The following is a 20,634-nucleotide window of genomic DNA, read 5'->3' as shown; positions in this document are numbered from 1 at the left end:
TCCACATCGAACGCTTCGAGGAGCAACCCCAAGCATGAGTCAGCAACTACCCGAGGAGTGGTTTCTCAAGGACACGCGGATCAACGCGGCCATCACGTGGGTGCTCGTCGGCGCGCTCGTCATCGTCGCGATAAGCGCGTTTCTCGAGCTCCTGCTCGCCCGGATGGCGCTCGCTGTCGTGGCGGCGTTCGTCGCCGTCACCCCGGCGCTCGTCGAGAGAACGTGGACGCGAACGGTTCCGTGGCCGCTCTTACTGATCTGTGCAATCCCCCTCTCGATAGGAGCGCTTGGGGTCAGCTTCTTCACCGATGTCGTCGCCGGTCTCAGTATCGCCGCGTTGGGGATGCTCGTGGTCGTCGCGTTCCAATCGGTGGGGTCGGTGCGGATGACGCCGAACTTCGCCGTGTTCTTCGTCGTGTTCGCCACGCTGGCGACCGCCGGCCTCTGGGCGATCCTGGCGGCGGGTTCGGCGTACTACTTCGACACGCCCTTCGTCGAAACCAACGAGGAGCTGATGATGGTTTTCAACGCCGCGGCACTGGCGGCGTTCGTCGCCGGCGGCGTCTTCCGGCTGTACTTCCAGCGGCAGCTCAAAGCGAACATCGACCGCGTCGGCGGAGAAGGGGTGAGTGCGCAATGAGCATTCGGACCCGGATGCACGTCCCGCACGGCGCACAGGTGGGAATCGTCAGAGTCCTCCAGGTCCTGTTAGTCGCCATTCTCGGTATCGGGTTGTACTCCGGCAACGTGGTGATCGCGTTCGACGCCGCGGTCGGGCTCTTCATCACGCAGTTACCCGCACTCCTGGAGCGTCGATACCAGATCGTCATGGACGTGTGGCTCGTCATCTGGATCACGATGGCGGTGTTCCTGCACGCGCTCGGAACGGTGCCGCTCCCCGGACTCGACTTCGAGACGCTGTACGGTGCGACGTGGTGGTGGGACCATCTGACCCACGCGCTGTCGTCGTCGATCGTCGTCGCGTCGGGCTACGCGGCGACGCGAGCCCTGCAAGAACACACCGAGTACATCCAGCTGGGCCCGAAGTTCATGTTCGCGTACCTGCTGATCTTCGTGTTGGCCTTCGGCGTGCTCTGGGAGCTCCTCGAGTTCTACATCGCCGTGGGCGCGGACCTGTTCGGCATCCCCCAGGTGCTCACACAGTACGGGCTCGACGACACCGTTCTGGACCTCATGTACAACAGCATCGGTGGCCTGCTCGTCGCGGTCTTCGGGACGACGTACCTGACCGGCATCTCCGATCAGTTGGGAGACCGGCTCGAGTCGAGGTCGGCGAACCGCTGACGCTCGTGGTCGGGCAGGGTCCCAAATGTGGTTTCGGCCTCTCTGTATTTTCGGCAGGTCAGCCAGCCGCTCCTGACGCGATCGCGCGTCGACCGTCCTGCCGTTTTTAATGAGCAGGATGGCCGAACCGGTCAGGGCCGACCTGAGTCACGCGGAATGAACGCCGAAGCCGCGAGCGTGAGCAGCGTGAGGATGACGAGGAGCAGCAACGTCCCCCGGTGTGCACCGATCATGGCGGCCTCGAAGATGCCTTCGAGCAGTTCCCGCTCGGCGGGGGGGAGCCCGGCCACGAACGCCTGTTGGGTCGACGCGGTCGCCGTCTCGGCGGCCTGTTGCAGTGCGCGTGCGAGGTCGTCGCGCTGCGCCACCGACACCGTGACGTCGCCCGCCCGGAGCACGCCGTCTATCACTCCCCGGTAGAACTGTCCGAGCAGGAAGGCCCCCACGACGGCCGTCCCCAGCGCGTAGCCGAGCATTCCGACCGCGTTCATCACGCCGGACGCCTCCGAGGAATCCGTCTGGGGGACGGCCGACAACGTCGTGTTGACGAGCTGCGGCATGAGCAGTCCGACGCCGACGCCGATGACGGCCATCGGTACCGCCATGCTCGCGGCGGTCTGACCAGGCGCTGTTCGCTCGAACAGCAGCAGGAGCCCGAGACCCATGAGCACGACGCCGGCTTGGATGAGCGTCTTCGGCGAGACGTAGTTGCGCCAGCCGGTCGTGAACGTCGACACGAGCAGCGTCCCGATCGAGAACGGGAGCATGGCGACCCCGGCCCCGAACGCGGTGTACCCGAGCCCGGATTGGAGGTACACCGGGACGACGAAAATGAACCCGGCCATGACGAGCGACCGGGCGCCGAACGTGAGCGAGCCCGCGGTGAACGCGCGGTTCGTCAGAATTCGAATCGGGACGAGCGGTGAGCCGCCGAGCCGTTCCAACCGGAGTTCGTACTGGGCGAACGCGGCGAACGCGAGCAACCCCAGCCCGATCAGCCAGACCGCCGGCGACGTGCCGAAGGGGGTGAACGGGACGCCGAAGGCGACGAACGGCCGCGTCGCGACCAGCCACCCGAACTTGCCGGCCAGGAGGAAGCCGACGACGAGCGACGTCGCGCCGACCACCGAGAGGGCGGTCCCGCCGAGATCGAGGGAGCCACGCTCCTGCGTCAGCGGAGCCGCGGTCACGTAGCGAACGAAGACGAGCGCCACCACGACGACGACAGCCTCGAGCGCGAAACCCCACCGCCAGCTGGCGAAGGTCGTGAGGGCTCCGCCGAGTATCGGCCCGATCGCAGCGCCCGTCGCGTTCACGCCCGCGAGCAGCCCGAGGGCCTTCGCCCGGTCCGTTCCCTCGTAGGTGACCACGAGCACGGTGAAGGTGAGGGGCATGAGGACGGCCGACGCGGCGCCCTCGATGACGGACCAGCCGACGTACAGCACTGTGGGGCTCCAACTGACGGCCGCCAGCAGCGTCCCGGCGGCGTACACGACGAGCGTGACTTGCATCAGCCGCCGGACGCCGTAGATCGACGGGAGCTTACTGCCGGGGAGCATCAGCGCCGCCATCACGAGCGAATAGACCGCGATCGCGCCCTGGACGACGGGGACGGTGGTGTCGAGGTCCGAGACGATCGCGGGGACGGCGACGTTCATCAGCGTCGAGTCGATGACGGCGATGAACATCGAGAGACTCACCGCGATGGCCGGTCCCCAGTACGATACGGCGCTCTGATGCCGTCTCGGCGAGTCGTCTTCGTCCCGTGGGTCGCTCGCTTCAGAGCTCATGGGGACGGTGTCGGAGCAGTTAGCCGCACGGGCTGTCGTTCCCACGTTTTTCCGTCGGAGACCTGTGCCTCGATAAATCCGACGCGAACGATGACATCGCGGTCGAACTCCGCAGTCAACTGGTCGTCCCAGCGCTGAGCGAGGTCGGGCGGCACCTCGCGATCGCGCGGAACACCGACGAGGACGTTCACCCGCGGTTCGCTTCCGAGGAGCAGATCGATCGGCTCGTAGTCGACGGTCACCGAAACGAGCTCGACCCCCTCGATGTCAGCCTCCTCGAACTGTTGCTGGAGTTCACTCCGGGCCTCCTCCTCGAAGCTCTGCGTCTGAAACGTCGTCCAAGTGACCGCACCGAGGACGATGGAAAGCACTGCGATGGCCGCCACAAACACGACGATACGCGAGACGAGCGAGGCGCGAACCCCTTCAAGCGCGCCTGCGTCGAGTGGTTTGAACCCCGCCCCCCAGAACAGGACCAGCGCGGAGACGTTGATCGCGAGCAAGTTTACGACGACGAGCACGGCGCCCGCGATAGCGACACCCGGCAAGCCGAACGCGATTCCGAGGCCGGAGGTCGCGGCGGGGGGAACGAGCGCGACGGCGATGGCCACGCCGACGAGGGTCGATCCGGAGCCGCGCATTATGCTGAGCGCCCCGGCGATCCCCGACCCGAGGGCGAGGAAGAGCGACAGGAAGTTCGGACTCGTCCGCTCGGCGATCTGGGGGATGCTCCGGATGTCGAGCCCCGGCGGAATGAGAACGGTCTGCTGGAGGAGCCAGCCCATGACCGCCGCTGTCACGATGGCGCCGACGAGTCCGACGACCTGCAGTCTGATCCCGCGTCGGGTCATCCTACGGTCGTCGAGAATCGTTCCGACCGAGGCGGAGACGGCGGGTCCCATCAGCGGCGCGACGACCATTGCGCCGATGATCGTCGCCGCGGAGTCGAGGAGCAGTCCCGTCGTCGCGATAACGGTGCTTAAGAGGAGAAATGCGAAGAAGGTCGAGTTCGCCGGCGCGAGTTCCGCTGCCCGTGTGTACAGCTCTTCGCGCGAGATGCGGAGACCGGGAAACCGTTCGACGAGCGCGGACAGCCGCTGTGAGACGACGGTCTCTGTCGAGAGGACGATGGTGTACGCGTCTTCCCGGACGCCGGCCTCGATCAGGTCGTCCAATACCGGTTCCACTCCGCTCGGTGGGACGGGAAACTGGACCATCGCCTCGAAGCCGCCGCGACCGACCTCGTCGAACACGGCGTAGTCGACACCGTGACCGTCGAGCGTGTCGAGGACGGCCGAACGGGTTCCCCGAGGGATCAGGACCTGAACGAGTCGCATGTGGTACTGGGTGGCTGGTCGTCTGAGCGTTCGAGACAGTCCGTGCGTGCGGTCCCCGCTCGTGCCACCCGGCGTTCCCCGGCGGCGGCAGTCACGCGCCTACCCGGTGACTTCCTCGGCGGCGAACGTCGCGCGCAGATTGTCCTCGTCGTCGGGGCTGAGGTTGGTCTCGATGATCTCGAACGCGTGCTCGAAGTCCGACAGCTCCTGTTTGATTCGCTCGGTGTTGCCTTCGCGGGCCAGCAGGAACAGCGCGGAGTTCCCGGGCTCGATCGCGTCCCGCGTCTCCTTGATGAAGTCGTCGTCAATGCCGATATCGCCCAGCTTTCCGGTCACCGCGCCCATGGTGGTGCCGGCCAACAGGCCGAGCCACGGAGCGAAGAACAACAGCCCGATCAACATGCCCCAGAAGGCGCCGCCGAGCGCTCCCGCGCCGACGAGACTGTGGGCCTGTTTGACCTTCGCGCGTCCGCTCTCGTTACGGACGACCACCGCGGCGTCCTCGAGTTTGACCAGTTCCCGTTTTTGCAGCTCGTACATTCTGTCGCGCATCGCCTCTGCACCGCCTATGTCGCTGAATCTGAGCACAACAAGTGAACTCATACTCGTAATGGCCCGCTAGCGGTATTAGTTAATTACTGTGAAATGAACGCTGCGAGCGGTATTAGTTAATTACTGTGAAATGAACGGCGAGAGAGCGCGGATTCGCCGCGCGTCCCGCGGGGTCGCGTTCGGTCTCGAATCCCGGCTCGTTCGGCTCGCTGTCGGGCCGATACTGCCGGCCGGCACAGCGCCGGGGCCGCAGACTCGTCTCCCGTTCGGCTTATGTCAGAACGGCGACTGACTGCAGGGCGTCCGCGCCGCGCGCTGCTGGGTCGGCCGTCGACGTGTCCGCGCTCGCCGTGGTCGACGCGCTTCGGAGACCGCTTGCCCCGTACCGCTCGCCGCGTCCACGTCGTCGCCACGTGCGCCCGCATCTCACGCCATCTTAACCGACCGCTGCCGAAGCGTGTGGTAAGTATCGTTATAAATAACAATATTGATATGCGCTCTCTTCTGAACCATGGGATTCATAGACAGCGCCGTCCTGCAGGTCAGTGCACCGGGCGTTCCCGACTACCTCCAAGAGGCCGTCGCGGGAGTGATCAGCTTCCTGCCGCAGCTCGCCGGCGCAGTAGTCATCCTGCTCATCGGCTGGGTCGTCGGCCGTCTCGCCGGCGGCGGCGTTCGGCGCGTCGCCGATCGGACGCAGATCGATCGGCTCGTTATGAAAACGCCGCTCGGCGGTGTGCTAGGCGGGACTGAAAAGGCGATATCCCGGAGCATCGGTCGCTCGGCGGCCTACTTCGTGTACGCGCTAGCGATACTCGCGGCGGCCGATGCCCTCGCGGTCGAACTCCTGTCCGAGTGGATGGCGACCGCGGTCTCGTATCTGCCGGCGTTCGTCGCGGGGACGCTCATCGTCGTCATCGGGTTCGTTCTCGCCGACTTCCTCGCCGAGATCGTCGCGAACACGAAGACGGTCACAGAGACCGACTACACCGGTGTATTCGCCGATGGGATGCGCGTGTTCTTGTACTTCATCGCGCTCGTTATCGGACTGGGCACGATGGGTGTCGACGTCCAGATCCTCAACACGTTTGCACAGGCGGCGGCTTACGGGCTGGCCGCGGGCATCGCCCTCGCGATCGGTATCGCGTTCGGTCTCGGTGGCCGCGACTACGTCGCCACCAACATCGGTGACTGGCTTCCGGGGCGTTCGCCGGACACCGACCCGGCTCCGATCGGCCAACCCGACGGCGGCGAGGAGTGAGTCGCAACTGCGGGACGGGCACCGACGGTGACGACGAACCGCATCCGTCTGGTCTGTCCCGCACGCGACGCTCGAAACCGCGAACGGACCGGTCGTGCCGTTCGGGGGCTCGCACGACGCGAGATGCTTATTACTTTTAAAGGGAAACTACCGGTATGTTCGTCGGGCACAGTCTCGCGGCGTTCGCCGTCGGAACGCTGGCCGCGAGACGTCTCGGTGTCGGCCGAGACAGAGCGCTCCAACTCGGCGCGTTCGCCGCCTTGTTCGCGCTCGTGCCCGACGTTGATATCGTGTACGCGCCGGTCGGGTTGGCCCTCCAGTCCGCTCAACCGATCGACCCGGAGGTGTTCTGGACCACGGCGAACGTCATTCATCGAGGCCCGACGCACTCGCTCCTCTTCGGCGGCGTCCTCGCGACCGGCGGCGCGTTGTTGGCCGCGAATCGACGAATCGGACGCGTTACCGGTGCGGGTGTCGTCGCCGGGCTGATCGCCGTTGCTGGTGTGAGCGGTGGCAGTGCCGTCGCGGGGGTCACAGCAGTGTACGCTATCGCTGGCGTGGCGGTCGCGGTGTTCGCCCGCCGACACGGGGTCTCCGCGCCAGCGGTGCTGGCTGTCGCGGCGCTCGGGTTGCTCTCGCATCCGTTCGGGGACTTGGTCACCGGCACCCCGCCGCTGTTTTTCTATCCGTTCGACGCGACGCTGGTGAGTGGGCGGCTCACGCTACACCCCGACCCGACGCTGCACCTGCTCGCGGCGTTCCTCATCGAGATCGGAACCGTGTGGCTGGGGATATGGACGTACGCTCGCTCACGCGACGTCTCAATCCGTCGATTAGTTCACCCGCGGGCGGGGATCGGGACGGGATACTCCGGCGCGGTCTTCGTTATCCCATCGCCGACTATTCACGACGCGTCGGTGTTCGTGTTCAGCCTCCTCGCGCTGAGCCTGGTCTGTGTCGGGAGCACGCCCCATCGGTTCACGAAACCGGTCGACGCGTTGGGGGCCGTTGTTACCGGAACGGCGACAGTGACCCTCGCGGCGATCGCATACGGCGTCGCGTACGTGCTGTTTTGAGAACGCGGCCGCGACGTGTCGGCGGGTTCGGCGGGCGATCGACGATCCGCCCGTCACTGATGAGAACCAGTCAGAATATTTATGGGACCGCTGAGAGTCGAACTCAGGTCATACGGACCCCATCCGCATAGGATACCACTACCCCACGGTCCCTGTCTGCACTCGAAAAAACGATAGTCCGGTAATTAAGGACTTCGTTTCACTCCTCGCCCGCGGACCGCGGCGGCCTCAGACGAGGACGCGCTCCAGCGAGACGACGACCCCGGACTCGGCGTCGGGATCGCCGACCAGTCGCCCGAGACAGACCGCGGCGTCGTCGGGGGTGTGACAGGCGACGAGCGGGGGGTCGTCGCTCCCGTCGTCTCCTACCCCGGTTTCCGCCGCCGAGTCCGCGTCGATGACGCCAGGCGCGTAGACGGGTGCGCCGGTGGCCACGTTGCGCGCGGCGGAGGGCGCGATCGTCACCGACGGAAGGTGGACGAACGCGTCCTCGGCGGGGCGAACGACCTCGCGGAGGAGCGACTCGTCGCCCTCTTCGGCCCACGCGAGCGCGTCGACGAGGTCCTGTAACGGGTGCAGGTCGCGGTCGTCGAACGGGTCGGTTGCGGTGCGGCGGAGGTGGCCCATGTGCGCGCCGACGCCGGTCGCGAGACCGATGTCGTGACACAGCTTTCGGACGTACGTCCCGGACTCGCATCGGATCCGGAGGAGCGCCTGCCGGTCGTCGACCTCCAGCACGTCGAGGGCGTGGATGGTGCGGGTCCTGAGCCGGCGGGTCACCGCGCTCTTTCGCGGCGGCTTCTGGTAGATCTCCGCCTCGAACTCGGCAACCACGTCGCGGAAGTCCGCGGGCGGCGACCCGTGCAGCTCCAGCACCGAGACGTACTCCTTGCCGCCCTCGAGGAAGACCTGTGCGGCCCGCGTCGCGTCGCCGGTCAGTGTCGGGAGACAGCCCGTGACCTTGGGATCGAGCGTTCCAGCGTGGGCGACTCCGGCGATCTGCGGACCGTCGGGATCCAGCGTCGCCAGCGTCTCGTTGACCGCGTCGCGGACCCACGCGGAGAGCTGGTGAGAGGAGGGGCCCGCGGGCTTGTCGACGTTGACGACGCCGAACCGGAGCAGCTCCGGGACTGAGCGCTCGCCCGGGGGTGATCGAAGGGGGTCCTCGTCGCTGCGGTCGGCGGCGTCGCCGGAGTCGGCGTCGTCGAAGTGTCGGGTCATGCGGGGAGTGAAGCGCGTCGGGTCGGCGGTCAGAAGTCGTAGCTCACGCCCTCGATCGGCGCCTTCCCCTCGTCGGTCGCAGGGTCGTACGCGTCGATAGTCGCGACGAGGACGTCGATGAACCGATCGGGCCCCCAGCGGGCGGTGTTGTACGCGGCGTCGTAGATCGAGAGGTCGTCGATGTCGATGTCGTAGTACTCGCGGTAGCGCTTCTTCTCGGAGGCCTCGCGGCGCTCGGTCTCTGCCTTCGCGCGGTCGACGTGCTTCGCCTCGCGGTCGGCGATACGCTCGGCGCGGATCGACACGGGGGCGTCGAACCAGAACCGAAAGTCGGCGTGGTCCGCCGAGAGCCAGCCGGCGAGCCGCGACTCCAACACGAGATCGTCGCGGGTCGTGGCGATATCGTGCAGCCGGCGGTCGAGGTCCCGGTCGATCTGGGGGTCCTCCTCCGCGAACTCGTTGAACTCGACGGGCGTCATGTCGCGTTCGGCCGCCATCTCGCGGAAGATGTCGCCGCCGGAGACGTGATCGAGGCCGAGCCGATCGGCGAGCCCCGCGGCGTTCGTGCTCTTCCCGCTTCCCGGCGGGCCGGAGACGGTGATCAACATATCGCTACTGCGCGGGTGCCGTTCAAAACGGTTGTCGTTCGGCGCGCGGGCGGGGAGCGCGAGTCAAGGAGGGGCCGCCGAACGCGGTGCAGTCGTCGAACGCGGTGCAGTCTTATTGATCCCGCACGGCTCCGGTCATCGACCAGACCGCCACCGCACCGAGCAGGACGGCCGGGATGAGCGGTAAGGCGAGGTACGTCGCGAAAAACGAGAACCCGAGCGCCCCCGCCGCATACGGGTACACGTAGATGATCCCGGGGATGACGAGGATGCAGGTGAACAACACCGCTGTCAGGGCCCACCCCTTCCGGCCGAAGCCGTCGGCTTCGGGCTCGCGCTCCGAGGCGGCCGGGTCGGTACCGTCGCTCCCGCCGTCTTCGCCCGGCACGTGGACGTAGCCGCCGTCCGTGCTCTCGCGCGCGTTGCCGTCGGTTTCAGAGCTCACTGTCGGGTTTTACGACCACTTTGCCAAAGCCCTCACGGTTCTCGATCATCTCGTGGGCGCGCGCGGCCTCGCTCATCGGCAGCGTGTCCCGAATGTGCGGCTCGAAGGTGCCGTCCCAGACGAGCTCCAGCACGTCGTCGACCTCGCCGGGCGTCGCCATCGTCGAGCCGATGACGGACAGCTGGTTCCAGAAGATCCGGTTGAGCCCGGCGTCGGGGTTCGGACCGGTGGTCGCGCCGCAGGTGACGAGGCGACCGCCCTTCGCCATCGACTTCAGCGAGTCGGGGTAGGTGGCCTCGCCAATGTGGTCGACAACGACGTCGACGCCGCGTCGCCCGGTCAGTTCGGAGATCTCCTCGGCGAAGTCGTTCGCCTCGTAGTCGATGACGTGGTCCGCGCCGCACGCCTCGGCGTGCGAGAGCTTCTCCTCGGTGGAGGCGGTCGCGAACACCTCACAGCCCGCGTGGTCGGCGATCTGCACCGCGGCGTGGCCGACGCCGCCGGAAGCGCCTAAGACGAGCACCTTCTCGCCGGCCTCGATGTCGGCGCGGGTCTGGAGCATCCGCCAGGCGGTCTGGAAGACGAGCGAGGCGGAGCCGGCGACCTCCCAGTCGACGCCCGCAGGGACCGGAACGAGGTTCTCGGCCGGCACGGCCGCGCGCTCGGCGTGGACGCCGCGGACGTGCTCGCCGATGATGTGGAAGGAGGGGCAGAGCGACTCCTCGCCGTGTCGGCAGAACTCGCACTCGCCGCAGGAGACGCCGGCGCTCACCGCGACGCGGTCGCCGGGCTCGAAGCGCGTGACGCCCTCGCCGACCGCCTCGACGACGCCGGCCGCGTCGCTGCCGGGGATGTGCGGCATCTCGAGGTCGATCCCGGGCATTCCGCGCCGCGTCCAGATGTCGAGGTGATTCAGCGCGCCCGCCTTGACGTCGACGAGGACCTCCCCGCGGTCGGGGTCCGGGTCCGGGAACTCGCCGTACTCGATCACGTCGCGGTCGCCGTGGGCGTCGAACTGAACAGCCTTCATACGCGGACCCATCCGCGGCACCCACTAAACGGTATGGCAAACGGAAGCTCGGGCCGCGGGGATCCCTCGCTCCCGCTCCCGGCGGAGACGCGTTCTCCCGTGCCAAGGCCTCTCACCCGTGCGAATCGGACGCAACAGTCCGGGGGGCTTTCGTGATGTTTAAGTACTGAAAGGGGGACCATACGGATGCACGAACTGCAGGGGCACCGGGTCCCGAGTCCGACAGGGCGATGATACGACGCGAGTTGCGGTAGCCAAGCCTGGCCCAAGGCGCAGGGTTGCTAACTCTGTGGCGTCACTGCCTCCGGGGTTCGAATCCCCGCCGCAACGCTCGAACGGACCGAGTACCGCCGGATTCGCGCCGGTAGGACTCACCACAACCAACACATGAGCACGGAAGAATCACAGGACGACTCGCCGGAGGAGGAGGAAGACCTCCAGTACTTCGTCCGGATCGGGGGCGCTGACCTCGACGGGACGAAGACGGTCGAGCGAAGCCTGTCCGAACTCGACGGCATCGGCACGCGCACGGCGCGGCTGGTCGCCGAGAAGGCCGACGTGGACAAGAACGCCACGTTCGGGCTCCTCGACGAGGGTGACATCGACGCGGTGGTCGACATCGCAGAGAACCTCGAAGACCACGTCCCGTCGTGGATGACGAACAGACAGAACGACTTCTACTCCGGAGAGACGACGCACCTCGTCGGCACCGACGTCAGCGAGAAGCGTCGCCACGACATCAACCGGATGAAGATCATCGAATCGTACAAGGGCGTTCGCCACAAGCGCGGCCAGAAGGTACGCGGCCAGCGCACGAAGTCCACGGGTCGCTCGGAGGGGACCATCGGGGTCAACGTCGAGGAGATCCGCGAGGAGATGGCGGAAGACGAAGCGGCGGGTGACGAAGAATGAGCACCGGCAAGAACACCAAGGGCTACGAGACGCCGAACCACCCGTACCAGGGCGAGCGCATCGCCGAGGAGTCCGATCTCCTCTCGCGGTACGGTCTGAAGAACAAAGAGGAGTTCTGGCGCGCGCAGTCCGAGCTGCGTAGCATGCGACGCGAGGCCCGTCGCCTGCTCGGCGAGGCCCAGGGCGACGTCGACGCCGCACAGGAGGCCGGCGCGGAGTTCGTTACGCGGCTCCGCCGCATCGGCATCCTCGGCGACAACGACGACATCTCTGCGGTCCTCTCGCTGGACGTGACCGACCTGCTCGAGCGCCGTCTCCAGACGGTCGCCTACCGGCAGGGGTTCGCGTCCTCGACCCAGCAGGCCCGACAGTTCATCGTTCACGGCCACATCACCGTCGACGGCGCACGCGTCACGCGCCCGTCGGTGAAGGTCGACGTGGACGACGAGGGCGCCATCGCCTTCGATGAGAACAGCCCGCTCGCGGACGATCTCCACCCCGAGCGCGCGGAGTCACAGGAGTAACCAACCATGAGTGAATCCGAGGACGGAAAGTGGGGCATCGCCCACGTGTACGCGTCGTTCAACAACACGCTCATCACGGTCACCGACGAGACGGGCGCCGAGACGATCGCCAAGTCGTCCGGCGGCACCGTGGTGAAGCAGAACCGCGACGAGGCGTCGCCGTACGCCGCCATGCAGATGGCGGAGGTCGTCGCCGAGCGCGTCAAGGACGCCGGCCTGGAGGGCGTGCACGTTCGCGTGCGCGGCCCGGGCGGCAACCTCAACAAGTCCACCGGTCCCGGTGCGCAGGCGACGATCCGCGCGCTTTCGCGTGCGGGCGTCGAGATCGGCCGGATCGAGGACGTCACGCCGATCCCGCACGACGGGACGAAGGCGCCCAAGAACAAGCGAGTCTGACATGACGGAAGACGACTTCGACGTCCAGTACGTCGAACGGGACGAACGCAGCGCGCGGGTGCTGATCCGCGGGCTCACGCCGGCGTTCGCCAACGGCATCCGCCGCGCGATGATCGCCGACGTCCCGACGTTCTCGATCGACACCGTCCGGTTCGTCGAGAACTCCTCCGTCATGTTCGACGAGATGATCGGGCTTCGGCTGGGGCTCATTCCCCTGAAGACGCCGCTCGACGACTTCGAGGTCGGCGACGAGGTCACCCTCGCGCTCGACGTGGAAGGACCGGCGACGGCGTACTCCGGCGACATCGAGAGCAGCGATCCGCTCGTCGAAGTCGCGGACGACAACGTGCCGATCATCGAACTGAAGGAGGGACAGCGGCTGGAGTTCGAGGCCGACGCGGTGCTCGACACCGGTAAGGAGCACGCCAAACACCAGGGCGGCGTCTCCGTCGGGTATCGCCACCTCCAGCGCGTCTCGGTCGAGGGCGACCTCGGCGAGTTCGACGACGACGAGCCGCGGATCCTCCGCGGGGTCATCGAGACCCCCGACGGGGAGATCGAACTCACCGACGAGTTCGACAACGACCTCTCGAAACGGTTCCCCGGGAAGGAGGTCAGCATCGAGGACGTCCCCGGCGCGTTCGTGTTCCACATCGAAACAGACGGCTCGTTCAGCGTCGAGGAACTGCTGCTCCGCGCGATCGACTCCATCGAGGAGCGCGCGGACGAACTACAGACGAAAGTCGCAGTCTAACGTAATGACGGACCTTCAAACCGCAGATACGGCGCTCGCCCCTGCACGAAGCCGCGGCGCCGCGATTCGCTCCGACGCCGCGTCGGAGCGCGGCGGACCCGAGTCGGACCGGTCCGACGACGGGACCGAAAGTGGTTTGAAGGGAGCCGGATTACGCAGGAGTGCACGCAGGGATAGCCAAGTCAGGCCAACGGCGCAGCGTTCAGGGCGCTGTCCTGTAGAGGTCCGCAGGTTCAAATCCTGCTCCCTGCACTCCGTTTTCACTAACTCTCCATTTCAGGAGGGACAGCTATGAGTAGCAAGACGAATCCGAAACTACAGAACCTCATCGCCGATCTGAAGTCGGTCTCGCGCGACTCCGGTGCCAACGTGTGGCAGGACGTCGCCGACCGACTGGAGAAGCCACGGCGCACGCACGCTGAGGTCAACCTGGGCCGCATCGAACGGTACGCTCAGGAAGACGAGACGGTCGTCGTCCCCGGCAAGGTGCTGGGCAGCGGTGTGCTCGAAAAGAACGTCACCGTCGCCGCCGTCGACTTCTCGGGCACCGCCCGTACGAAGATCGATCAGGCCGGCGAAGCGGTGTCGCTCGAACAGTTCATCGAACAGAATCCCGAAGGGAGCAACGTCCGGGTGATCCGATGAGTCTCGCGAAGATCGACGCGGACGTCGTCGTCGACGCCCGAGACTGCATCCTCGGTCGCGTCTCGTCGAAGGTCGCCCAGCGCGTCCTCGACGGCGAAACGGTCGCTGTCGTCAACGCCGAGCGCGCGGTCATCACCGGTAACGAGGAGGCGACGATGGAGACGTACCACACCCGCGCGGAGCTCGGCTCCGACAGCGGGCCGTACTACCCCAAGCGCCCCGACCGGATCTTCAAGCGTGCCATCCGCGGCATGCTTCCGTACAAGACGGAGGACGGCCGCGAGGCGTTCTCGAACGTGCGCGTGTACGTCGGGAACCCCTACGAGCGCGACGAGGACGTCGAGAGCGTCGTCCTCGACGGCACCTCGCTCGACCGCCTCTCGAACATCAAATTCACGACGCTCGGGGACATCTCCGAGTCTCTGGGAGCCAACGTCACATGGTAACTAACACCTCAGGCAAGAAGAAGACGGCCGTCGCCCGCGCCACCGTGCGCGACGGCGAGGGTCGCGTTCGCATCAACTCCCAGCCAGTCGAGCTGGTCGAACCGGAGCAGGCACGGCTCAAGATGCTGGAGCCGTTCCGCATCGCCGGCGAGGAGCTCCGCGCCGACGTCGACATCGAGGTCAACGTCGAGGGCGGCGGTTTCAGCGGCCAGGCCGACGCGACGCGGACCGCCATCGCGCGCGGCCTCGTCCAGCACCTCGGCGACGCCGAGCTGCGCGACGCGTACATGAGCTTCGACCGCACGCTGCTGGTCAACGACGTGCGCCAGTCCGAACCCAAGAAGTGGGGCGGACCCGGCGCGCGTGCCCGCTACCAGAAGTCCTACCGCTGAGGTGATCCAATCATGATGATCCCCGTCCGGTGTTTCACGTGCGGCAACGTCGTGGGTGAACACTGGGAAGAGTTCAAGGAGCGCGCCCGCGAGGGCGACGAGGACCCGGGCGAAGTGCTCGACGACCTCGGCGTCGACCGGCACTGCTGCCGCCGAATGCTGGTCAGCCACCGCGACCTCGTCGACGTCGTCTCGCCGTACCAGTAAACCATGCCAGAACAGCGATACAATCGATACGAGAAGGCACGAATTCTCGGCGCGCGAGCGCTGCAGGTGTCCTACGGGGCACCCGTGCTGATCGAGACGGACCAGACGGAGCCCATCCTCGTCGCCGCCGAGGAGTACGACGCGGGTGCGCTTCCGTTCACCGTCCGGAGGGAATCCAACTAATGACACGAATCACCAGCATTTCGCTGCGGCGCGTGCTCGACTCGCGCGGAAACCCCACCGTCGAGGCCGACGTGCTCACCGAGTCCGGCGGCTTCGGCCGCGGGGCGGCGCCCAGCGGGGCGTCCACGGGCGAGTACGAGGCGATCGAACTCCCCGCGAACGAGTCCATCGCGGCGGCCCGCGAACACGCGGTCCCCCGCCTCGAAGGCGTGTACGCGGGCGACCAGCGTGCCGTCGACAGCGCGCTTCGCGCCGCCGACGGGACGGACGACTTCTCCGCGATCGGCGCCAACAGCGCGGTCGCGATCTCGATGGCGGCCGCGAAGGCCGCCGCCGACGTGCTCGGTGCGCCGCTGTACCAGCACCTCGGTGGCGCGTTCCGCGGCGAGAACTTCCCGATTCCGCTCGGCAACGTCGTCGGCGGCGGGGAGCACGCCAAGGAGGCGACCCACATTCAGGAGTTCCTGGCAGCGCCGGTCGGCGCGCCGAGCGTCTCCGAGGCCGTCTTCGCGAACGCCGCGGTCCACGCGGCGGTCGCTGACGTGCTCGACGAGCGCGGCGTCCCCGCGGCGAAGGGCGACGAGGGCGCGTGGGCGCCCCCGATCTCGGACGCCGACGCGTTCGAGGTCGTCGACGAGGCGGTCGACCGCGTCGAGGACGACGTGGGCTTCGAGATCCGCTTCGGCCTCGACATGGCCGCCGCGGAGCTGTACGACGACGACGAGGGCGCGTACGTGTACGGCGACGAGACGAAGTCGACGGGCGAGCAGGTCGACTACGTCGCCGACCTCGTCGAGGAGTACGACCTCGCGTACGTCGAGGACCCGCTCGACGAGAACGATTACGAGGCGTTCGCGGAGCTGACCGACCGGGTCGGTGACCGGACGCTGATCTGCGGCGACGACCTGTTCGTCACCAACGTCGAGCGGCTCCAGGAGGGCATCGAGAAGGGAGCGGCCAACAGCATCCTGATCAAGCCGAACCAGATCGGGACGCTGTCGGACACGTTCGACGCGGTCGAACTCGCCGCCCGTAACGGTTACGAGACGATCATCTCCCACCGTTCGGGCGAGACCGAGGACACCACCATCGCACACCTCGCCGTGGCGACCGACGCCGGGTTCATCAAGACCGGGACAGTCGGCGGCGAGCGAACCGCCAAGCTGAACGAACTGGTCCGCATCGCGGACGACGCGGTATGACGGGCCGACACCACGCATGAGCGAAGACAACGACGCGGTCGAACTCGACGACGACGCGGAGACCGAGGCGGTCGACGCGGCGGTCGAGGAGGAGGCCGACACGACCGAGGAACCGACCGCCGACGCGGCTGCCGAGGGGGCGTCCACTGACGCCGAACCCGAAGCACCCGCCGACGCCGAATCCGCCGAAAGCGACGACGCCGCGGACGAGGAGGAAGACGCCTCCCCGTTCGACGACGACGTCATGCCCGACGACGACGTCGACCTACTGATCCCCGTCGAGGACTACCTCTCCGCCGGGGTCCACATCGGGACGCAGCAGAAGACGGCCGACATGGAGCGGTTCATCCACCGCGTTCGCGACGACGGCCTGTACGTCCTCGACGTGAGCCTGACCGACCAGCGGATCCGCACCGCCGCGGACTTCCTCGCGAACTACAACCCCGAGCAGATCCTCGTCACGTCCTCGCGGCAGTACGGCCGGTTCCCGGCCGAGAAGTTCGCGGACGCCATCGGCGCCCGCGCACGCACGGGCCGCTTCATTCCCGGCACGCTGACGAACCCCGACTACGCCGGCTACATCGAGCCGGACGTCGTCGTGGTCACTGACCCCATCGGCGACGCGCAGGCCGTCAAGGAGGCCATCACCGTCGGTATCCCGGTGATCGCGATGTGCGACTCCAACAACCAGCTGTCGAACGTCGACCTCGTCATCCCGACGAACAACAAGGGTCGACGCGCGCTGTCGGTCGTCTACTGGCTCCTCGCCAACGAGACGCTCGACCGCCGCGGCGCCGACACGGTCTTCGCCCTCGACGACTTCGAGGACGAGCTGTAGGCCGTTTCGACGTCGAGTTCGACTTTTCAGTACTCGGCACGGGATGACGGTTCGAGCGGCAGCGACCGCGCGTTGCAAAAAGCTCCGAGAGCGGCGGGGCCGGTCTCGCCGGGTCCGACCGCTGATGCCGACCGATCAGATGATGTCGGGCGTGTACGGGTACGCGTACACCTCGCCGTCATTGGCCCTCACCGTCGCTATCAGGACCAGCACGAGGTCTATCACGCCGACGATGGGAAGCAGGAGGAACCCGACGAGCACGACAGTCAACAGCCCGGAGACCACCAGCGCCACGAACACGACGATCTGGAAGTTGAGCGCGTTCTTGGCGTTCTGTTTAACGAGCTCGTCGTCGTCGTCCGCGAGTATCAGGAAGAGGATGGGTCCGAAGAAGGACGCGACGAGCGCGGAGGCGTGCGCCAACGCCGCGAGGGTCGTGTCTCCCGGGACCGTCGCCTCACCGGTCTCAGTGCTGTCAGACATGTTCGTTCGCTTTCATCCCGACTAAATAAGTGTTTGGTAGGCTCCGAGGCGCACCTCCCGAGCCGTTCACGCCGTTCCGCCGTCGGGGCCTTCGTACGTCCACTTCCCTTCGATCTCTCGGTTCGCCAAGACGACCCGATCGCCGTCGTCCGTATCGATACGGGTCTTCCGGAGTTCGATCGCGGCGACCGTTCCGGACACGCCCTTCGCCTCGACGCGGTACCCCACGTTGAAGTCGGGGTCACGGAGGAGGTAGACGCCGGCCACCGTGTCCTCGATCATCTCGGAGAGCGCGTAGGAGACGCCCAGCGCGATGAAGCCGACCGCGGTGCCCAGGCTCGCCGCCACGTCGCCCATGCCGAGGATCTTCAGGAACGTCAACGCGACGCCGAACCACAGGAAGATCGCCGCGAGCGTGACGAGGAGGTCGCCAACGAGCTCTCGGTCGCCGACGTACACCCGACGGACCGAGGCCCGCACCAGCGAGAGGGCGATCCGAACCGTCCCGTACGCCAGCGCGAGGAAGACCGCCCCGGAGAGGAGCCGCGGTATCGCGACGGCGACGCCCTCGACGAAGTCCGCGATAGACCGCGCGAGCAGCGACGGGAGCTGAGTCATGGCACACGCGACGGCGGCCGGCGCCGAAAAGGTGAGGGTCGGCCGACGAGTCGCCCGACCCGGCAAGCGCAACGCCTGTAAGCGCGCGGGGAGAGGGAGTTCGTATGACCGTCTGTGAAGCGCCGGGGAAGGTGTACCTCTTCGGCGAACACGCCGTCGTCTACGGCGAGCCCGCCGTGCCGGCGGCGATCGAGCGACGCGCCGCGGTGACCGCCGAGCCCCGGTCGGACGACCACGTCCGCGTCGAGGCCGAGGACCTCTCTCTCGACGGGTTCACGGTGGAGTACTCCGGGGAGACGGACGACCGCCCCGACGTGGACGTGCCGACCCCGCTGGTCGAGGCCGCGATGGGCTACGTCGACGCCGCGGTCAGGCAGGCCCGGGACGCGGCGGACGCCCCCGACGCCGGCTTCGACATCACCGTCGAGAGCGACATCCCGCTCGGGGCCGGGCTCGGCTCCTCCGCGGCCGTCGTCGTCGCGGGGATCGACGCCGCGACGCGCGCGCTCGGCGAGCCGCTCGACCGCCGGGAGCTGGCCGACCGCGCGTACCGCGCGGAACACGAGGTCCAGGACGGGCAGGCCTCGCGCGCCGACACGTTCTGCTCCACGATGGGGGGCGCGGTCCGCGTCGAGGGCGACGACTGCGAGCCGATCGAGACGCCGAACCTCCCGTTCGTCGTCGGGTTCGACGGCGGCGCGGGCGACACCGGCGAGCTCGTCGCCGGGGTCGGGGAGCTTCGCGAGGAGTACCGCTTCGCCGCGGACACCATCGAGTCGGTCGGCGACGTGGTCCGGACCGGCGAGGCGCTGCTCGCCGACGCCGACCCGGGGACCGACCCCTCGCCGGCGCTGCTCGCGGAGCTGGGTGAGCTGATGGACTTCAACCACGGGCTCCTCTCGGCGCTCGGGGTCTCCGCGCGCTCGCTCGACGCGATGGTGTGGGCCGCCCGCGACGCCGGCGCGCACGGCGCGAAGCTCACCGGCGCGGGCGGCGGCGGCTGTATCGTCGCGCTCGACGCGAGCGACGCGACCGAGACGGCGCTCTCCTTCACGCAGGGGTGCGAGGAGTCGTTCCGCGCTGAGCTCGCGACGGAGGGCGTCCGGGTGGTGGAGCCGTGACGGGTGACGGCGGCGCTTCCGGCGACGACGTCGGGTCGGGCTCCGGGGCCCCTCCCGTCGTGCTCAAGCTCGGCGGGAGCCTGATCACCGAGAAAGACCGTCCGGAGACGCTCGACGAGGACGCCCTCGCCGCGGCCTGCGACGCAGTCGCGGGCGCGCTCGCCGACGGCGCGGTCGAGCGGCTCGTCGTCGTTCACGGCGGCGGGAGCTTCGGCCACCACCACGCCAGCGAGCACGGCGTCTCGACGACCGCGGGGACCGGTGACGCGGACGCGGTGATGGACATCCACGGCGCGATGACGGAGCTGAACCGAGCGGTGCTCGACCGACTCCACGAGCGGGACGTGCCCGCCGTGCCGGTCCACCCGCTCTCGCTGTCGGCGCGCCCCGAAGGACCCGACGGCGCCCTCGACCTGCCGCTCTCCTCGACGGCGACGCTGCTCGGTGAGGGGTTCGTTCCCGTGCTCCACGGCGACGGCGTCGCGACCACCGGCTCCGGGATCACCGTCGTCTCGGGGGACGAGCTTGTCGTCGAGCTCGCGGTCGGGCTCGGCGCGCGGCGGGTCGGGGTCTGCTCGACGGTGCCGGGCGTCCTCGACGGCGACGGCGACGTGATCCCGTCGATCGACTCGTTCGAGGCGGTCGCCGACGCGCTGGGCGCGAGCGACGCGACCGACGTGTCGGGCGGGATGGCGGCGAAGGTCCGGGAGCTGCTGGCGCTCGACGCGCCCGCGTACGTGTTCGGCGCCGCGGGGCTGGCGCCGTTCTTGCGCGGCGAGGACGCCGGGACGCGGATCGACTAGGCCGGGTGACAGAACCCTTATTCGACCCACGACCGTCCCTTCGGGCATGAACGAAGCGGACGTGCGGGAGCGGCTCGCCGACGTGCAGGACCCCGACCTCGGTGGCGACATCGTCTCGCTCGGGCTGGTGAACGATGTCGAAGTGGACGAGGGCTCCGACGAGGTCCGCGTCTCCCTCGCGCTCGGCGCCCCCTTCTCGCCGCACGAGTCGGCGATCGCCGACGACGTGCGGGCGGCGCTCGCGGACACCGGGCACGACGTGGCGCTGTCGGCGTCGATCCCGGACGAGCTGGCGCCGGACGAGCAGGTGCTCCCGGGCGTGAAGAACGTGATCGCGGTCGCCTCCGGGAAGGGCGGCGTCGGCAAGTCGACGATGGCCGTCAACGTCGCGGCGGGACTCTCGGAGCTGGGAGCTCGCGTCGGGCTGTTCGACGCCGACGTGTACGGGCCGAACGTCCCGCGGATGGTCTCGGCCGAAGAGCGCC

At 67.8% G+C, this 20,634-nt stretch carries 27 protein-coding genes and 3 tRNA genes; 20 read left to right on the top strand and 10 right to left on the bottom strand.

Annotation, left to right across the window (positions count from 1 at the left end; genetic code table 11):
• Window positions 1-34: 34 nt before the first annotated feature.
• Complete coding sequence (locus C468_RS07690) at window positions 35-640, top strand: hypothetical protein (RefSeq protein WP_008848320.1); 606 nt, start codon at window positions 35-37, stop codon at window positions 638-640.
• Window positions 637-1,305, top strand: coding sequence for a hypothetical protein (locus C468_RS07685; protein WP_008848319.1), 669 nt, complete (start codon window positions 637-639; stop codon window positions 1,303-1,305). Before C468_RS07690 ends, C468_RS07685 begins: the two co-directional genes overlap by 4 nt.
• Before the next feature lie 131 nt (window positions 1,306-1,436).
• Here C468_RS07685 and C468_RS07680 read toward each other — a convergent pair whose 3' ends face one another.
• From C468_RS07680 to C468_RS07670, 3 genes are all read right to left on the bottom strand, one after another.
• Window positions 1,437-3,095, bottom strand: coding sequence for an MFS transporter (locus tag C468_RS07680; protein WP_008848318.1), 1,659 nt, complete (start codon window positions 3,093-3,095; stop codon window positions 1,437-1,439).
• Complete coding sequence (locus C468_RS07675; protein WP_008848317.1) at window positions 3,092-4,432, bottom strand: TIGR00341 family protein; 1,341 nt, start codon at window positions 4,430-4,432, stop codon at window positions 3,092-3,094. Before C468_RS07675 ends, C468_RS07680 begins: the two co-directional genes overlap by 4 nt.
• A gap of 99 nt (window positions 4,433-4,531) precedes the next feature.
• Complete coding sequence (locus C468_RS07670; protein ID WP_008848316.1) at window positions 4,532-4,984, bottom strand: DUF1269 domain-containing protein; 453 nt, start codon at window positions 4,982-4,984, stop codon at window positions 4,532-4,534.
• 511 nt (window positions 4,985-5,495) lie between these two features.
• Between C468_RS07670 and C468_RS07665 the strand changes: the two genes are divergently transcribed.
• Together C468_RS07665 and C468_RS07660 are read left to right on the top strand one after the other, a co-directional pair.
• Window positions 5,496-6,245 carry a mechanosensitive ion channel family protein gene (locus C468_RS07665; RefSeq protein ID WP_008848315.1) on the top strand — a complete coding sequence of 250 codons (750 nt, stop codon included), beginning with the start codon at window positions 5,496-5,498 and terminating at the stop codon, window positions 6,243-6,245.
• Window positions 6,246-6,400: 155 nt separating this feature from the next.
• Window positions 6,401-7,321 carry a metal-dependent hydrolase gene (locus tag C468_RS07660; RefSeq protein ID WP_008848314.1) on the top strand — a complete coding sequence of 307 codons (921 nt, stop codon included), beginning with the start codon at window positions 6,401-6,403 and terminating at the stop codon, window positions 7,319-7,321.
• Between the two features lie 82 nt (window positions 7,322-7,403).
• On the opposite strand, the gene C468_RS07655 is transcribed toward C468_RS07660, so the two are convergent.
• The 5 genes from C468_RS07655 to C468_RS07635 form a co-directional block, all read right to left on the bottom strand.
• Window positions 7,404-7,474: transfer RNA gene (locus C468_RS07655), tRNA-Pro, on the bottom strand.
• 75 nt (window positions 7,475-7,549) lie between these two features.
• On the bottom strand, window positions 7,550-8,542 hold the full coding sequence (locus C468_RS07650) for an RNA-guided pseudouridylation complex pseudouridine synthase subunit Cbf5 (RefSeq protein ID WP_008848313.1): 993 nt from the start codon (window positions 8,540-8,542) through the stop codon (window positions 7,550-7,552).
• A gap of 29 nt (window positions 8,543-8,571) precedes the next feature.
• Window positions 8,572-9,150 (bottom strand): (d)CMP kinase, encoded by a 579-nt coding sequence (gene cmk, locus C468_RS07645; protein WP_008848312.1) that lies wholly within the window; start codon window positions 9,148-9,150, stop codon window positions 8,572-8,574.
• A gap of 112 nt (window positions 9,151-9,262) precedes the next feature.
• Window positions 9,263-9,595, bottom strand: coding sequence for a hypothetical protein (locus C468_RS07640; protein WP_008848311.1), 333 nt, complete (start codon window positions 9,593-9,595; stop codon window positions 9,263-9,265).
• Entirely contained in the window at window positions 9,585-10,625 is a 1,041-nt protein-coding gene (locus C468_RS07635) for a zinc-binding dehydrogenase (protein WP_008848310.1), read from the bottom strand. The genes C468_RS07640 and C468_RS07635 overlap by 11 nt, the downstream gene beginning before the upstream one ends.
• A 244-nt stretch (window positions 10,626-10,869) precedes the next feature.
• Here C468_RS07635 and C468_RS07630 point away from each other — a divergent pair.
• The 13 genes from C468_RS07630 (at window position 10,870) to rpsB (ending at window position 17,124) form a co-directional block, all read left to right on the top strand.
• Window positions 10,870-10,955, top strand: a tRNA-Ser gene (locus tag C468_RS07630).
• Between the two features lie 57 nt (window positions 10,956-11,012).
• Complete coding sequence (locus C468_RS07625; protein WP_008848309.1) at window positions 11,013-11,537, top strand: 30S ribosomal protein S13; 525 nt, start codon at window positions 11,013-11,015, stop codon at window positions 11,535-11,537.
• Window positions 11,534-12,061: a 30S ribosomal protein S4 gene (locus C468_RS07620; protein WP_008848308.1), complete on the top strand. Its 528-nt coding sequence runs from the start codon at window positions 11,534-11,536 to the stop codon at window positions 12,059-12,061. The genes C468_RS07625 and C468_RS07620 overlap by 4 nt, the downstream gene beginning before the upstream one ends.
• Before the next feature lie 6 nt (window positions 12,062-12,067).
• Window positions 12,068-12,457, top strand: coding sequence for a 30S ribosomal protein S11 (locus C468_RS07615; RefSeq protein WP_004046448.1), 390 nt, complete (start codon window positions 12,068-12,070; stop codon window positions 12,455-12,457).
• A gap of 1 nt (window position 12,458) precedes the next feature.
• Entirely contained in the window at window positions 12,459-13,211 is a 753-nt protein-coding gene (locus C468_RS07610; RefSeq protein ID WP_008848307.1) for a DNA-directed RNA polymerase subunit D, read from the top strand.
• 167 nt (window positions 13,212-13,378) lie between these two features.
• Window positions 13,379-13,463: transfer RNA gene (locus tag C468_RS07605), tRNA-Leu, on the top strand.
• A gap of 39 nt (window positions 13,464-13,502) precedes the next feature.
• On the top strand, window positions 13,503-13,856 hold the full coding sequence (locus C468_RS07600; RefSeq protein ID WP_008848306.1) for a 50S ribosomal protein L18e: 354 nt from the start codon (window positions 13,503-13,505) through the stop codon (window positions 13,854-13,856).
• Window positions 13,853-14,302, top strand: a complete 450-nt coding sequence (locus tag C468_RS07595; RefSeq protein ID WP_008008423.1) for a 50S ribosomal protein L13 — start codon at window positions 13,853-13,855, stop codon at window positions 14,300-14,302. The genes C468_RS07600 and C468_RS07595 overlap by 4 nt, the downstream gene beginning before the upstream one ends.
• Entirely contained in the window at window positions 14,296-14,694 is a 399-nt protein-coding gene (locus C468_RS07590) for a 30S ribosomal protein S9 (protein ID WP_008848305.1), read from the top strand. The genes C468_RS07595 and C468_RS07590 overlap by 7 nt, the downstream gene beginning before the upstream one ends.
• Window positions 14,695-14,706: 12 nt before the next feature.
• Window positions 14,707-14,901 carry a DNA-directed RNA polymerase subunit N gene (locus C468_RS07585; protein ID WP_006628058.1) on the top strand — a complete coding sequence of 65 codons (195 nt, stop codon included), beginning with the start codon at window positions 14,707-14,709 and terminating at the stop codon, window positions 14,899-14,901.
• Between the two features lie 3 nt (window positions 14,902-14,904).
• Entirely contained in the window at window positions 14,905-15,084 is a 180-nt protein-coding gene (locus C468_RS07580) for a DNA-directed RNA polymerase subunit K (RefSeq protein ID WP_008848304.1), read from the top strand.
• Window positions 15,084-16,286 carry a phosphopyruvate hydratase gene (eno, locus tag C468_RS07575; RefSeq protein ID WP_008848303.1) on the top strand — a complete coding sequence of 401 codons (1,203 nt, stop codon included), beginning with the start codon at window positions 15,084-15,086 and terminating at the stop codon, window positions 16,284-16,286. Before C468_RS07580 ends, eno begins: the two co-directional genes overlap by 1 nt.
• A 16-nt stretch (window positions 16,287-16,302) precedes the next feature.
• Window positions 16,303-17,124 (top strand): 30S ribosomal protein S2, encoded by an 822-nt coding sequence (rpsB, locus tag C468_RS07570; protein WP_008848302.1) that lies wholly within the window; start codon window positions 16,303-16,305, stop codon window positions 17,122-17,124.
• 135 nt (window positions 17,125-17,259) lie between these two features.
• Here rpsB and C468_RS07565 read toward each other — a convergent pair whose 3' ends face one another.
• Both C468_RS07565 and C468_RS07560 read right to left on the bottom strand, forming a co-directional pair.
• Window positions 17,260-17,607, bottom strand: coding sequence for a DUF4870 domain-containing protein (locus C468_RS07565; protein ID WP_008848301.1), 348 nt, complete (start codon window positions 17,605-17,607; stop codon window positions 17,260-17,262).
• A gap of 66 nt (window positions 17,608-17,673) precedes the next feature.
• Window positions 17,674-18,225: a mechanosensitive ion channel domain-containing protein gene (locus tag C468_RS07560; RefSeq protein ID WP_008848300.1), complete on the bottom strand. Its 552-nt coding sequence runs from the start codon at window positions 18,223-18,225 to the stop codon at window positions 17,674-17,676.
• A gap of 104 nt (window positions 18,226-18,329) precedes the next feature.
• Between C468_RS07560 and mvk the strand changes: the two genes are divergently transcribed.
• The 3 genes from mvk to C468_RS07545 form a co-directional block, all read left to right on the top strand.
• Entirely contained in the window at window positions 18,330-19,346 is a 1,017-nt protein-coding gene (mvk, locus tag C468_RS07555; protein WP_008848299.1) for a mevalonate kinase, read from the top strand.
• Complete coding sequence (locus C468_RS07550) at window positions 19,343-20,149, top strand: isopentenyl phosphate kinase (protein WP_008848298.1); 807 nt, start codon at window positions 19,343-19,345, stop codon at window positions 20,147-20,149. Before mvk ends, C468_RS07550 begins: the two co-directional genes overlap by 4 nt.
• Before the next feature lie 46 nt (window positions 20,150-20,195).
• The coding region (locus C468_RS07545; protein WP_008848297.1) for a P-loop NTPase at window positions 20,196-20,634 on the top strand (439 nt) is incomplete at its 3' end.

Origin of the sequence: Halorubrum kocurii JCM 14978, assembly GCF_000337355.1 — an archaeon.
GTDB classification, from domain to species: Archaea; Halobacteriota; Halobacteria; order Halobacteriales; family Haloferacaceae; genus Halorubrum; species Halorubrum kocurii.
This window is presented reverse-complemented; position numbering and strand designations above follow the sequence as displayed.